Origin of the sequence: Cytobacillus sp. FSL R7-0680, assembly GCF_038009245.1 — a bacterium.
Lineage (GTDB): Bacteria > Bacillota > Bacilli > Bacillales > Cytobacillaceae > Cytobacillus > Cytobacillus kochii.
The window spans coordinates 797,818-812,226 of the sequence record NZ_JBBPAO010000001.1 but is presented as its reverse complement, the minus strand read 5'-3'; the positions used below and the strand labels follow the sequence as shown (position 1 = coordinate 812,226).

Annotated in this window: 15 protein-coding genes; all 15 read right to left on the bottom strand. The window is 36.6% G+C overall.

The window, feature by feature from the left end; all coding sequences use genetic code 11:
- Positions 1-67: 67 nt before the first annotated feature.
- Positions 68-379, bottom strand: coding sequence for an EscU/YscU/HrcU family type III secretion system export apparatus switch protein (locus MKY26_RS04205; RefSeq protein ID WP_341092186.1), 312 nt, complete (start codon positions 377-379; stop codon positions 68-70).
- Positions 376-2,139, bottom strand: a complete 1,764-nt coding sequence (locus MKY26_RS04200; RefSeq protein ID WP_341092184.1) for a hypothetical protein — start codon at positions 2,137-2,139, stop codon at positions 376-378. Before MKY26_RS04200 ends, MKY26_RS04205 begins: the two co-directional genes overlap by 4 nt.
- A gap of 8 nt (positions 2,140-2,147) precedes the next feature.
- Positions 2,148-2,921 carry a ribonuclease HII gene (locus tag MKY26_RS04195; protein WP_341092183.1) on the bottom strand — a complete coding sequence of 258 codons (774 nt, stop codon included), beginning with the start codon at positions 2,919-2,921 and terminating at the stop codon, positions 2,148-2,150.
- Positions 2,922-3,064: 143 nt separating this feature from the next.
- On the bottom strand, positions 3,065-3,928 hold the full coding sequence (gene ylqF / locus MKY26_RS04190) for a ribosome biogenesis GTPase YlqF (protein WP_251161464.1): 864 nt from the start codon (positions 3,926-3,928) through the stop codon (positions 3,065-3,067).
- A 194-nt stretch (positions 3,929-4,122) separates the two neighbouring features.
- Positions 4,123-4,674 (bottom strand): signal peptidase I, encoded by a 552-nt coding sequence (lepB, locus tag MKY26_RS04185; protein WP_095369548.1) that lies wholly within the window; start codon positions 4,672-4,674, stop codon positions 4,123-4,125.
- Positions 4,675-4,994: 320 nt separating this feature from the next.
- The gene (gene rplS, locus MKY26_RS04180) at positions 4,995-5,339 is read right to left on the bottom strand and encodes a 50S ribosomal protein L19 (protein WP_095369549.1); all 345 of its coding nucleotides are present in this window, start codon (positions 5,337-5,339) and stop codon (positions 4,995-4,997) included.
- Between the two features lie 132 nt (positions 5,340-5,471).
- Entirely contained in the window at positions 5,472-6,209 is a 738-nt protein-coding gene (gene trmD / locus MKY26_RS04175; RefSeq protein ID WP_095369550.1) for a tRNA (guanosine(37)-N1)-methyltransferase TrmD, read from the bottom strand.
- Positions 6,209-6,724, bottom strand: a complete 516-nt coding sequence (rimM, locus tag MKY26_RS04170) for a ribosome maturation factor RimM (RefSeq protein ID WP_095369551.1) — start codon at positions 6,722-6,724, stop codon at positions 6,209-6,211. The genes trmD and rimM overlap by 1 nt, the downstream gene beginning before the upstream one ends.
- 13 nt (positions 6,725-6,737) lie before the next feature.
- The gene (locus MKY26_RS04165; RefSeq protein WP_095369552.1) at positions 6,738-7,124 is read right to left on the bottom strand and encodes a YlqD family protein; all 387 of its coding nucleotides are present in this window, start codon (positions 7,122-7,124) and stop codon (positions 6,738-6,740) included.
- A 114-nt stretch (positions 7,125-7,238) separates the two neighbouring features.
- Positions 7,239-7,466 carry a KH domain-containing protein gene (locus MKY26_RS04160; protein WP_095373476.1) on the bottom strand — a complete coding sequence of 76 codons (228 nt, stop codon included), beginning with the start codon at positions 7,464-7,466 and terminating at the stop codon, positions 7,239-7,241.
- 14 nt (positions 7,467-7,480) lie between these two features.
- The gene (gene rpsP / locus MKY26_RS04155) at positions 7,481-7,753 is read right to left on the bottom strand and encodes a 30S ribosomal protein S16 (RefSeq protein ID WP_095369553.1); all 273 of its coding nucleotides are present in this window, start codon (positions 7,751-7,753) and stop codon (positions 7,481-7,483) included.
- Between the two features lie 96 nt (positions 7,754-7,849).
- Entirely contained in the window at positions 7,850-9,202 is a 1,353-nt protein-coding gene (gene ffh / locus MKY26_RS04150) for a signal recognition particle protein (protein WP_095369554.1), read from the bottom strand.
- A gap of 12 nt (positions 9,203-9,214) precedes the next feature.
- Positions 9,215-9,544, bottom strand: coding sequence for a putative DNA-binding protein (locus tag MKY26_RS04145; protein WP_095369555.1), 330 nt, complete (start codon positions 9,542-9,544; stop codon positions 9,215-9,217).
- A gap of 210 nt (positions 9,545-9,754) precedes the next feature.
- Positions 9,755-10,741 (bottom strand): signal recognition particle-docking protein FtsY, encoded by a 987-nt coding sequence (gene ftsY, locus MKY26_RS04140; protein WP_095369556.1) that lies wholly within the window; start codon positions 10,739-10,741, stop codon positions 9,755-9,757.
- 88 nt (positions 10,742-10,829) lie between these two features.
- Positions 10,830-14,396, bottom strand: a complete 3,567-nt coding sequence (smc, locus tag MKY26_RS04135; protein ID WP_340974512.1) for a chromosome segregation protein SMC — start codon at positions 14,394-14,396, stop codon at positions 10,830-10,832.
- Positions 14,397-14,409 lie beyond the last annotated feature (13 nt).

Sequence of the window (14,409 nt, the reverse complement as noted above, 5' to 3'; positions counted from 1 at the left end):
TTCAACTACTTTGCCTTTTCAAAAAGATGAATAATTACCATACTCCACTTGAATGGGTCAAAAAGTATTACTGTTGATTCAGTGAACGGACACCATTATTTCGCACTTCTTCGTCTTTCGCTTTTCTGTCTACTTGATAAATAAACGCGAAAACTTCCGCGACTACTTGATACAGCTCTTCAGGTATCTTTTCATTCATATTTAATTTTCCTAGTATCTCCACTAAAGAAGGGTCTTCTTGAATCGGTAATTCATGCTGTTGTGCAACAGTTATTATATTTTCTGCAATAAGCCCTTTTCCCTTTGCAGAAACGACCGGTGCATCCATCTTTTCTGAGTAAGTTAAGGCAACTGCTTGTTTAGCGTTTTGTCCATTCATATTCGCATATCAACACCTGTAATTTGAAATGTATCCGTCTTATCCGTCTTATCCTCTTCTACTTTACTTGTTATTTCGGAAAAATTAATTTGTGTTAATTGATAATTCGTTTCGTTTAATTTACGTTTAATCAGCTCCTCATATGGATGGGTATCTGGGAGCAGTTTTTTGTTTTCAGTTGAAATATTCATCGTGATTACTCTGTTTTGAATCTGCAACTTTATATAGGTTTCACCCAATGTTTCCATATTTAAATGAAATAGCACCCGACAGAAACTTGGATCAATTTCCCCATTCTTTTTCCTTTTACTTGACCACTGCATTGAAAGGAGTTTACTGAATGGGCTTAGTGGAAATGGCAACTGTAGGGCAAAGTGGGAGAGTCCATTTGTATCATGTGAAAGTAGCTGCATCCCAGTGATTTTATTTAATAACTCCTTAGCAGCTTCACTCAGAGCAGGTTGCTGGATTTCTTTGATCAACTGTAAAATGAGTGGTTTAATCGCCTGAATGTTGATTGGCTGTCTTTCATTAAGTTGCTGTTCATAAGTTAAACCGAATATAGCTAATATTTGCTTTAGTTCACCCTTTATCATCACTGGGTTATGTAATTGCTGCCTGTTTTCTTCCGCAATATTATACAAAAGTTGTTGCGTTTTTGAATAAGCGTTTTTATTTATGTTTTCTAGCACTTGAAGTTGTTCTTGCATACGAGAATAAACATCTACAAGTGGTAATGAGGTTTGCTTGATGGGGATTGATGGATGGTCATATAATTTCGCCAGACCATCCTTTATTAAACTTGTTATCTGGTTAGCATTTAAAGGCAATGTAATTTCTCCATTTTTTATGCTAGCCTGTAAGTTAGTCCCACTCTCCCATGTAAATGAAAAAGCATGATTCAATTTTGTTAATGTGAGCAAAAAAGGGGCCGTTTGTTTTTGTAATCCCCCGCTTTGTATATTTTGTAAAAGAGATAATATTGCTTTATTTTTTTCATCTGAACTGGTATATAACAGCTGCTGAATGATTTGTTCTTCACTGCTTTTCGACGAAAATACACCTAACTTTTGTAACAAGGAGAAACTTTCTTTTGCTTGAACGCTATTTTTCAGCCAGCCATCCATTAAACTTGTTAACATTTTATCATTGAAAAGATGGTTAAATTTATTTAAAAGGTTATCAAGTGTTTGAGCTGTTTCGTTATTGAGATAGGGCGTAAGCTTATGTTGAAGATTGTTTATTGCGAACGTGATTGTTGGCTCATTTTTCATGCTATGTACGGCGTTGAAAACTTCTTTAGTTAATGGTAATCGTCTATCTAAAAGTGTTTTAAACACAGCGATATCTTGTTTTGTATCTCCTGTCATCCAATGAGTAAATGATTTTACAAGTGATTGAGTAAGTGGAATCTCTCGACTTTGAAACCATTTAACTAGCTCAACCTTTTCTTGTGTAGCATTTATTCCCATCGTTTGTAAAATCGCTTGGGGCGATATGCCTTTTAAAAGTTGATTTTCATCGATAATTTGTAAGTTAATTCCTTCACCATTCTTTTGCACCACAAACCAAATATCACTATTGTTAATTAGATTGATTGCGGTTTTCGCATAAATCTTCTGAGCCCCTATTTGAATTTCAGCCATGTTTTCCTCGTTCACCTTCAAAACTTTGCCCTTTAACAATTGCCCTGGCCGTAACATGAGTGGCTGGTTTTTTATTGGGTCTTTTGAAACCAGCGTTAATTCATTCACTTCCACCAACCTTATCACCTTCTATTGTCAATTAGATAGTCTTTAACTGGAGCAAAGCTACGACGATGAATGGGCGATATTCCTTTTTCTTCAATTGCACGCAAATGTTCCTTTGTACCGTAGCCCATATTCTTTGCAAATCCATAGTCAGGAAATTGTTTATCATAATCTTTCATCAACCTGTCACGTTCTACTTTTGCTACAACCGATGCAGCAGCAATACTAATACTTTTGCTATCGCCCTTTATAATTGATTCACTCGGGTAGGGTGTGGGTAATTTAACGGCATCAATAAGCAAAAAATCAGGTTGAGTATGTAAACTATTTACCGCATGTATCATCGCTTTTTTCGATGCCTCTAAAATATTCATTGTATCAATTTCATGATGATCGATCATACATGTTGAAACAGCAGTTGCTTCCTCCATAATTCTTTCATAATAATACAAACGTCTCTCTTCAGAGAGTTTTTTTGAATCATCAATACCTAGAAGCTGAATGTTCTCAGGTAAAATAACGGCGGCTGCTACAACCGGTCCAGCTAACGGTCCTCGTCCCACCTCATCTATACCGGCGATCAACCGATAACCTTCCTTATTAAGTAGCTTTTCGTATTTTTGCATGAGCTCGTACTTCTCTAGTAAGGCTTCTCGTTTTTCTATTTGCTTTTCCCAGCGTCCTAATGCTTTTTGCACACCTTTTCTTTCATCTAATCTTAATGTTTTTATGTAGTCTTCTTCTCTATCACTATTCTTTAATAATTGCTCTATTTCTTTAATCGATTTCATATCTGCACTCTCCTATTTCATCGACAGATTGGTCAAATTCTTAAACATTTGCATTTATGGACGAAAAAATAAAGGCCTATGATTAAGACCTTTATACTCGGATAATGTACTTACTCCATTCTTCTTTCCATTCAATGAACACATTACTCTTCTTCTATTATATCTTTCGGACTTTCTAATGTTAAGCGACCAAATTTTTCTGAGCGGAACTCTCTAATGATTAACTCTGTCACCTTATCATAATCAACTGTACCACCGCTCACTAAGCAGCCTCTTTTTTGGCCAATTTCATCAAATAGTTCTACGATTTCTTCAGGAAGCTCATTTAATTGATACCTCTCAACTAACTTCTCTGGGTAGTGTTCTGTCATAAATCTCAGAGCATAAACAGCAATATCTTGTAGATTTAAGATCGTATCTTTAATCGCACCAGTTAATGCAAGCTTTAAACCAATTTCTTGATCTTCGAATTTCGGCCATAAAATCCCTGGCGTATCAAGCAGCTCCATCTCTTTGCCAACTTTAATCCAACTTTGTGCCTTCGTGACACCAGGCTTATTACCTGTTTTAGCGATATTCTTCTTCGCCAGGCGGTTAATTAAGGTTGACTTACCTGCATTAGGTATGCCAACTATCATCGCTCGAATGGCTCGCGGCCTTATTCCCTTTGCTTTTTGCTTGTCGAATTTCTCTTGAAGTAATTGTTTGGCTGCTAGAGTAATATCCTTCATACCCTGACCATCTTGTGAATTAATACTAATTGCGGTTAATCCTTTGCTTTTAAAATATTCAATCCACTGTTTCGTTAGGATAGGATCGGCCATATCTGCTTTATTAAGCAATACTAATCTAGGCTTTTGTTGAATAATCTGTTCAATCATTGGATTGCGTGAAGATAGAGGAATCCTTGCATCAACCAATTCAAAAATAATATCGACTAATTTTAACTTCTCTGTTACTTCTCGTCTAGCTTTCGCCATATGTCCTGGAAACCATTGTATTGTCATTACGTATCATCACCTTTAAATTCACATTTCAAACTTACGCTTTATTAAACATTTAAATTACCTACTACGTACTAAAAAAACACAATCATGGCGCTTGTTTAAGGAAAAGGATAAACTCATCCTTTAAGTTAAGAGAAATCATGCAATCACCTTAAGCGCCATATTGTGTTTTAGATGTTATCATTCATTCAAATCTACTTAATTAATCTAATATCCTCAATCGGCCAATAAATAATTCCAGCTGTTCCTAATACATCTTCCATAGGAACTGGGCCAATATGACGGCTATCTTTACTAAAGCGGCGATTATCACCCATTACAAACAAATGGCCCTCAGGCACTGTTTCTTGGCCGATTTTCTCTTCTAGCGTAAATGGCTCTGTTAATGGACCGTCAGCTACTTGTTGCTTATACTCGTCAAGATATGGCTCCTCATAAGGTTCCCCATTTACGTATAATGTATCATCCTTATATTCAATTTTGTCTCCAGGTAAACCAATGACCCTTTTAATATAATCTTTATTTTCTGGTGCATGAAAAACAATGATATCGAACCGATCAGGCTCTCCAATTTTATAACTGAATTTATTGACAATCATTCGGTCTTGATCATGCAGTGTTGGCATCATCGATAATCCGTCTACCACTATCGGTGCAAAAAGAAAATATCTAATAATTGCTGCTAGCAAGACGGCGACAACTAATGCCTTTGTCCATTCCCATAATTCACTTTTCTTCTTAGCCATCGTTTCCCCACCATTCTTTCTCTTTTAAAAGCATAGCCACTTATACAGCTGCGTTTTATTCTCTCAATTATTGACATACTCTTATTTTATACATAAAAGAAGTAGACGATGCAACTATACAATGAACTATTGTTTGATTTAGTAGAATCAAACTGCTTCTTAACACTACCAATGCTGAAAAAACAGCCTATAAGTATGTTATTATCATATCAGAAATGAGAAATATGTATAGAAAAAGAGCTTGTAAAAATACAAGCTCTCCTTTCTTCATTTTAACTAAGGTAACATAAGTTGAACTTACATCCCTTTTGTTAAACCGATTATCGAATTTCTTTAATACGAGCTTTTTTACCACGTAGGTTACGTAGGTAGTAAAGTTTCGCACGACGGACTTTACCGCGACGAATTACTTCAAGCTTCGCAATTTTAGGTGTGTGTACAGGGAATGTACGCTCTACGCCTACACCGTAAGAAATCTTACGAACTGTGAAAGTTTCGCTAATTCCACCACCACGACGCTTAATCACAACTCCTTCGTATACTTGGATACGCTCACGAGTTCCCTCTACGATACTAACGTGTACACGTACAGTATCACCAGGACGGAATTCAGGTAGATCCGAACGAAGTTGTTCTTGAGTGATTTCTTGAATTAATTTATGCATCGTTTTCAACTCCTCCCAAGACGCTCATGCAAACCATTTGTGTTACAGCGGAACATCGTTATCAGACAAAAGACTTTTAACAAGCCCAAGTCACAAAGATTATAATACCATATCATCCGCAGAACATCAATGTTAAATCTGTTCTTTTTTAATTTCTTCTAACCAATTTCTTTCTTCATCAGTCAAATCTATTTGTTCAAGTAAATCAGGACGTCGTTGATACGTTCTCTTTAACGATTCCCTCTGTCGCCATTGTTCAATATGAAGGTGGTTTCCTGAGGTTAATACGTCCGGGACTTTCAATCCTCGAAAATCAGCTGGTCTCGTATAATGAGGGTGTTCAAGCATCCCAGTACTAAAAGAATCTTTCATATGTGACTCTTGATTTCCTAAAACATTAGGCAATAATCTCACCACACTGTCAATGACAACCATAGCTCCTAATTCTCCACCTGTTAACACATAATCACCAATGGAAATTTCATCAGTTACAATATGTTCACGAATCCGTTCATCATAACCTTCATAATGTCCACATATAAAAATTAGATGCTCACTTTCGGCAAGCTCTTCAGCCTTTTTCTGTGTAAACCTTTCTCCTTGAGGACATAGAAGAATAACACGAGGATTTGCATCACTTTTACTCTTTATATCACTGACAGCATCAAAAATCGGCTGTGGTTTTAACACCATACCCGCTCCGCCACCATAGGGATAGTCATCGACTGTTTGATGCTTATTATCCGCATATTCCCTAAAGTTCACTACATTATAAGATGCAGCTCCTGCTTCACTTGCTTTTTTTAAGATAGAATGACCGAATACACCTGCAAACATTTCTGGAAATAGAGATAGTACATCTATTTTCATTATAATAGGCCTTCTAACAAATCGATCATAATCTTCTGATCAGCGATATTTACTTCCTTAACGACATCAGCAATATAAGGAATGAGGATTTCTTTTTTCTGCTTACCTTTAATCACCCAAACATCATTCGCACCTGGTGAAAGAATTTCTTTAATTTCACCAAGCTCTTCACCATCCATCGTGTAGACTTTACACCCAATGATTTCGTGATAATAAAACTCATCTTCTTCTAATGCACTCAATTGCGATTCATTTACCTTTAAAATGCCACCTTTAAGCTTTTCAGCTTCTTGCATACCGACAACCTCTTCAAAAGTAAGTAAATCAAAAGACTTATGTTTGCGGTGGGATGAAACTGTTAATTCTCTCCCTTGTTTATTATCAGGCATAAATAAGGTCAATTTATTTCCTGGTGAATAGCGTTCTTCTGTAAAATCTGTTCGAGAAATGACGCGAACTTCACCACGAACACCATGGGTATTTACAATTTTACCAACATTAAACCATGTTTCCATTTCATACTCACCTCTAGCGGATATCGTCAACCAATCCATCTTTAATGATAATCGTTTTTCCTTTTTCGATCTCTTCCCAATTATCTCCCTTTTCGATGGTTATTAACGATTGAACTTCTTTTTCTTTTAATTCACTTCCAAGTGGAAGCATATGTAATTGCTCTATTTGAAAATCAAGTAATTTCATTTTTTCATTTCTTGATTCTATTTCTTTATCAAAAAAGGAGCGAAGATGGCCATTTTGAGCCTTTTGGTTCTTCTCCCACTTTCTCATTTCAAACTTAAATTGATCACATTCTTTTTGTAGTTGCTGTTTTTTCCATTCATAGTTATTTAATAATTCCTGTTTACTCGTTTCAGTTAAAACTTGTTTCACAGTAACCGTTTGAATAATTTGCAAGATCAACCAGCCTCCATTCAATAATAGAATGTGAAAATTTTATTTAATGGTGAAAAAAGGAGGGTCTCCCCTCCTTTCTCATGTTTGTTTATTCAGCTATATCGATAGAATCGATTATTTAATTTCTAAGAAAATCTTTTTTTCTTGAGAAGTACCTGCTGCATAAACAACAGTTCTTATCGCTTTTGCAATGCGCCCTTGCTTACCAATTACCTTCCCCATGTCATTCTTGTTGACAGAAAGCAAATAGGTCACCGCTCGGTTTTCTTCACGAATACTCACTTGAATATCTTCAGGAAAATCAACCAGGGGCTTCACAATTGTCTCGATAAGGTCCTTGATCATAAGTTAATCACTTATTTTGCATGCTTTGCATTATGGAATTTTTCCATAATACCAGCATTTGAGAATAAGTTGCGAACCGTATCAGACGGTTTAGCACCATCTTGTAACCATTTAAGCGCTAGTTCTTCATTGATATCAACACTTGCTGGTTGAGCAACTGGATTATAAGTTCCTACTGTTTCAATGAAACGTCCATCACGTGGTGAACGAGAATCAGCTACTACAATACGATAGAAAGGAGATTTTTTAGCTCCCATACGTTTTAAACGAATTTTTACTGCCATTTTTAAAGCACCTCCGAATAGTTTCACACAAGATAGTATATTATCAGATACTACCCTGGTTTGTAAAGGTTTTTTTCTTTACATAGTATTTTTTTATTAAAAAGGGTTAAAAGGAAGCTTTAAACCGCCCTTTTTCTTCCCTTTTTGTTGCATTCCTGACATCTGTTTCATCATTTTTTTCATTTCTTCAAACTGCTTCAGTAAGCGATTGACCTCAGGGACCGTTCGCCCACTACCTTTTGCAATTCGTTTTCTTCTACCTGCATTAATGATCTCAGGCTGACTTTTTTCTTCTTGTGTCATTGATTGAATAATGGCTTCAACATGGGCAATTTGTTTATCATCAATTTTTAAGTTATTCAGCCCTTTTACCTTGTTTGCACCAGGCATCATCTTTAATAATTCATCAAGTGGCCCCATCGTCTTCACTTGACCAAGTTGCTCTAGAAAATCATCAAGCGTGAACGAAGCTGTACGCATTTTCTTTTCTAGCTCTTTCGCTTTTTCCTCATCTACATTAGCTTGCGCCTTTTCAATAAGTGAAAGCACGTCACCCATACCTAAAATTCTTTGGGCCATTCTCTCTGGATGAAAAGCTTCAATTGCATCTAACTTCTCACCAAGTCCAATAAATTTAATCGGTGTTTCCGTGACTGAGCGAATAGATAGTGCTGCTCCACCACGGGTATCACCATCTAATTTAGTTAATACCACACCAGTGAGCCCGAGCTGTTCGTTAAAACTAGACGCTACATTAACAGCATCTTGTCCCGTCATTGCATCAACTACAAGGAAGATTTCGTCTGGATTTGTCAAGTCCTTTACATCTTTAAGCTCAGTCATCAGGGTTTCATCCACATGTAAACGACCAGCTGTATCGATTAGCACATAATCATGATGGTCTTCCTTCGCTTTAGCAATGGCTTGTTTGGCAATTTCAACAGGACTAACTTGATCTCCTAAGGAAAACACAGGCATATTAATTTGCTTACCCAATGTCTCCAATTGCTTAATAGCCGCTGGTCGATAAATATCAGCTGCCACTAACATTGGATTACGGTTATATTTCTTCCTTAATAAGTTTGCAAGCTTTCCTGTCGTTGTCGTCTTACCTGCCCCTTGTAACCCAACCATCATAATAACAGTTGGTGGACGATTGCTAACAGCGATTTTACTTTGTTCGCCGCCCATAAGCTCTGTTAATTCTTCTTTAACAATTTTGATGACTTGTTGTCCTGGAGTCAGACTTTTCATTACATCTTGTCCGACAGCACGTTCGCTTACCTTTTTAACGAATTGTTTAACTACTTTAAAGTTAACATCGGCTTCAAGTAATGCTAAGCGAACTTCACGCATCATTTCCTTTACATCCGCTTCACTTACTTTTCCTTTTCCACGGATTTTTTGAATTGTATTCTGCAGTCGGTCGGCTAAACCTTCAAATGCCATGCACGCCGCCTCCTAATCTAATTTCTCAAGCTCTTCCAGCAAGGCTTCATATTGTTCTTTTAAGCTTTCTGGTTGAAAATTACTCTTTAATTTTGCAATAATTTTAGCGCGCTCTTGAAATTTATGAAACAATAATAACTTCTCTTCGTATTCCTCAAGCATCGCTTCTGTACGCTTTATGTTATCATAAACTGCCTGACGGCTCACGTGATACTCTTCTGCAATTTCACCTAAGGAGTAGTCATCAAGATAATAAAGGGACATATAGCTGCTTTGTTTTGGTGTTAACAACGATTGATAGAAATCATACAAATAATTCATTCTCGTTGTTTTTTCAAGCATCTCTAAACCCCCTTGTTAAGTGAAAAGCCTTTACAATGTAAAGTTTACCTATCACACACTGAATTGTCAAGCATAGACTGACTTTTATAGTGTGTCAACTTATATATAAGCTATATTAGTGAGCAAGCTTCCGTCATTTTAAAATAACCGATTACATTAAGTAAAGCTCATTGCATTCTTCAGCAATGAGCTTTGTTCTTATTCTTATTCTTATTCTTCTGCTTCAACCATTTCGGCAAATAATCCATACACATATTGTTCTGCATTGAATGTTTGTAAATCATCCATTTTCTCACCTAAACCAACTAATTTCACTGGGATTTCCAACTCATTTCGAATAGCCAAGACGATGCCGCCTTTAGCTGTTCCGTCTAATTTCGTTAAAACAATACCTGTTACATTTGTCGCTTCTTTAAACGTTTTCGCTTGAACCATTGCGTTTTGCCCAGTTGTCGCATCTAAAGCTAACAGAACTTCATGAGGTGCACCTGGTACTTCTCGTTCAATGACACGTTTTACTTTTTCAAGTTCTTTCATTAAATTCACTTTGTTTTGCAGGCGACCAGCTGTATCACAAATAAGTACATCTGCTTTTCTTGACTTTGCTGCCTGTACAGCATCAAACATCACTGCAGCAGGGTCAGATCCTGCCCCTTGTTTAATTACTTCAACCCCGACTCTTTCGCCCCATACTTCAAGCTGTTCAATTGCCCCAGCACGGAACGTATCTCCTGCGGCTAACATGACCTTTTTTCCTTCCCCTTTTAGCTTATGAGCAAGTTTTCCTATTGTCGTTGTTTTCCCCACACCATTGACGCCGACAAACAACATAACTGTTAGACCATCGTCTTGAATATTTAAATCTGCAGAAGATTCGCCTGCTCTTTCATAAATATCAATTAATTTTTCAGAAATAACTGCATGGACCTCTTTCGGATCTTGAATATTTTTTCTTTTCACTTCCATCTTTAATTCTTCTACTAATGTCATGACAGTATCAAAACCAACATCTGCTTGGATAAGAATTTCTTCTAATTCTTCGAAGAAATCTTCATCCACTTTACGATATCTTGCAACTAAATCATTAACTTTGCCAGAGAAATTATCTCTTGTCTTTGATAACCCGTCTTTAAATTTCTCTGTAACAGTATCCGTTTGTGAAGTGATTTTTTCTTTCAACCTCTTAAAAAAACTCATTTTCATAACTCCAATCTGCTAATAATTACTATTAATATGTATGAGGATAAGCCCCACTAACTAATTACTAATGGGACTTATCATTATGTTAGCTCATCGCCATCTCTTTTGTTTCTTCAAGCCTTACAGATACCATTTTTGAAACGCCGGATTCTTGCATCGTAACACCATACAATACATCCGCTTCCTCCATTGTTCCTTTTCTGTGAGTAATCACAATGAACTGTGTTTCATGGCTATAGTTTCTTAAGTACTTCGCATAGCGGTGCACATTAGCTTCATCTAAGGCTGCCTCTACTTCATCTAATATACAAAATGGGACAGGCCGGACTTTTAATATAGAAAATAATAACGCAATCGCAGTTAAAGCTCTTTCTCCACCAGATAAAAGCCCTAAATTTTGCAGCTTTTTACCTGGTGGTTGCGCGACGATATCAATACCAGTATTTAATAAGTCCTCAGGATTTGTAAACTTAAGATCTGCACGTCCCCCACCAAATAATGATTGAAAAACAGATTCAAAGTGGAAACGAATTCCTTCAAATGTTTCTTGAAATCTCCTTTTCATTTCCACATCCATCTCATCTATGACTTGGAAAAGCGTGTCTTTTGCAGCTAGTAAATCGTTCTGCTGTTCTAATAAAAACTCGTAACGTTCTGAAACACGTTCATATTCATCAATGGCACCTAAATTAACCGTGCCAAGTTCATCTATTGCTAATTTGATTAACTTTACCTTTTTGCGTGCATCTTCCACATCAATACTTAGTGGGAATGCCTCTTTCGCTGCTTCATAAGAGAGCATATATTCTTCACGCAAATGTGTTAAACGGGTCTCTAACTCTACGTCTAATCGATTAATTTTCACTTCAAGATCTTTTAATCCTTCTACTCTTCCTTTATGAAGACGTTTTAACTCTTTTAACTCCACTTCGATATCTTCAAGTACTGTTTGCAATGAAAATCTTTCTTCTCTGCGTTTAGCGATTAGTTCAATCGTTTGATTCTTATCTTCACGCTTTCTCATTGCTTCTTCTTCGAGATGTTGTTCTCCTGAGGAATTATTGGTCATTTCTGATGATAATAAATGCAAGTCATCTATAACGAGTTGTAATTTCTCTTCTGTGTCTGCTTTTTCTGAGACGATTGAACGCAAACGATCTTGTGCAGATTTTAGTTGCTCACTTTTAGAAGCAAATTGCACCTTTAATTCGTTTATCTCTTCTTGTAAGCTTTCTTTTGACGTTTGTTGTACATTCTTTAATTGCGTTAATTCTTTAATTTGGTTATCTAATGAGATAATTTCTTCAGCATAATTTCGCAGTATTTCTGTTAATTCGTTTTCTCGATTGACGAAGCGGCTTTTCTCTTCAACAAATTGTGCCTTATCCAGGTCATACAAAGAAAGGCGATCATTTACTCTTTTCTCTTCATACTCCATATCTTTAAGGAGACCAAGACGGCTTTGCTCTTCTTCGCGTAATTGTTCTCCCTTTTGCTTAAGCGTTTCTAATATATGCTCAGCATCTTTGAACTGTTGCTTCATTTTCTTCACACGTGCCTCAAGTTCTTTTGTTTGCTGATCCATATGAGTGATTTTATCATTCAAATCATCCAGCTCATTTTTTCTACTTAATATCGATGATTTATTCTGTTTAACCGCTCCGCCTGTCATTGAGCCACCAGGATTAACGATATCACCATCGAGTGTGACTATTCGTACGCGATACCCTAATAGCTTGGCTAGCGTATTAGCTCCTTTTAAATCACTGGCAATTATTACGTTGCCTAGTAAGCTTTCAATAGCAGGAGCATATTTAGCATCATATTGCAGTAAAGAAGCAGCTGTCCCTATGTACGCTTCGTGTTCTTTCACAATTTTTAATTGCGCTTCATTCAATGTTTTCTTTTTTAATACATCAAGTGGCAAGAAAGTCGCTCTACCATAGGATTGGCTCTTTAAATATTGAATGGCTTTTCGCCCATCAGCTTCTGTCTGCACAACGATATGCTGCATTGCCGCGCCTAACGCAACTTCCATTGCAGTTTGATATTCTTTAGGAACTTCAATTAACTCCGCCACTGCTCCTTCAATACCAGTAAGGCGATTGTTTCTTTCTTTCAGTACTTCTTTCACACCTTGGAAAAACCCGGAATAATCTTCTTTCAACTCTTCCAACATTTCTTTTCTAGACTGTGCTTGTTGTAGAAATTGAATGGCTTGATAGTATTTCTTTTCATCCTTTTCATAGGTTTGTTGCAACATTTCATATTCTTTTTGCTTTTGCCTATATTGGTGTATATGGTTGTCTAACTGTGCCTTAACTGCCTCATGATCATGCAATAACGCCGCTTTACGTTCGAGCAATACTTCTCTTTCCTCAATATATCGACTATTATCACCAATCAACTTTTCTTCACGCGTTGCTTGTTGCGTAAGTTGTTTTTGCAACATCTGCTGTTCATTCTTTGCTGCTGCTTCAGTATTTAAAAGATCAATATACTCACTTTTTAAGTTCTCAATTTGTTCATCAATATCAACGCTATATAACTTCAACTGTTCTAACTTCTCGGAAAGTTGTTTTTCATAAGTAGAGGCCTCAGACTTTAAAGCAAGCGTTTTTTGATCTTGTTCTTGTCTTAACTTTTTAAGTTCCTCTACACGCATGGTTAATACTTCTTTGTTTTTTTGTAACTGTTCTTTGTTTTGCGAAGCATTTTTCTTTCTTTCCTTAAGCACTTCTTTACGACCTTCAAGTTTTTCTAATGCTTCACTCGCATGGAGGAGTACTTCTTGTAATTCATTAACTGATTCATCCAATGCGACTGTGCGGTCTCGTACTTCAGCAATTTTCGCTTCTTTCGTTTGTACCTCTGCTGAAAGGGCTATTTCTTGCTGTTGCTGTTGATCAAAATCATTCGAGTGCTGTTCCCATTTTTTATGCAAATCCTCTATTTCATAAACTGTTAAACCGACTTCAAACTGTTCAAGCTCCTCTTTCTGCTGTAAATAATCTTTAGCAATAGAAGCTTGCATCTTCAATGGTTCAACTTGGGTTTCTAATTCGTGAAGAATATCGTTTACCCTGTTTAGATTATCTTTTGTTTCACTTAGTTTGACTTCCGCCTTCTTTTTACGTGTTTTATATTTTAAAACACCTGCAGCCTCTTCAAAAATCGTTCTTCTTTCTTCCGGCTTACTATTAAGAATTTCCTCTACTCTTCCTTGGCTTATGATCGAAAATGCTTCTCTCCCTAGCCCCGAATCCATAAATAACTCAACAATATCCTTTAATCTACAAGGTTGTTTATTAATTAAATATTCACTATCTCCCGAACGAAAAACCCTTCTTGTTACACTAACTTCACTGTAGTCAAGTGGTAAAAATTGATCATGATTATCTAGCGTTAAAGTAACTTCTGCATAGTTTAATGGTTTGCGTGTATCACTACCTGCAAAAATAACATCACCCATTTTCACGCCACGTAACGATTTAGCTGATTGTTCACCTAATACCCAACGGATGGCATCCGTAATATTACTTTTACCACTTCCATTAGGGCCAACAACTGCAGTTACACCAGTAACGAAATCAACTGTTACTCGTTCAGCAAAAGATTTAAAACCGACGATATCGAGTTGCTTTAAAAACAAAATTCTGCTCCTC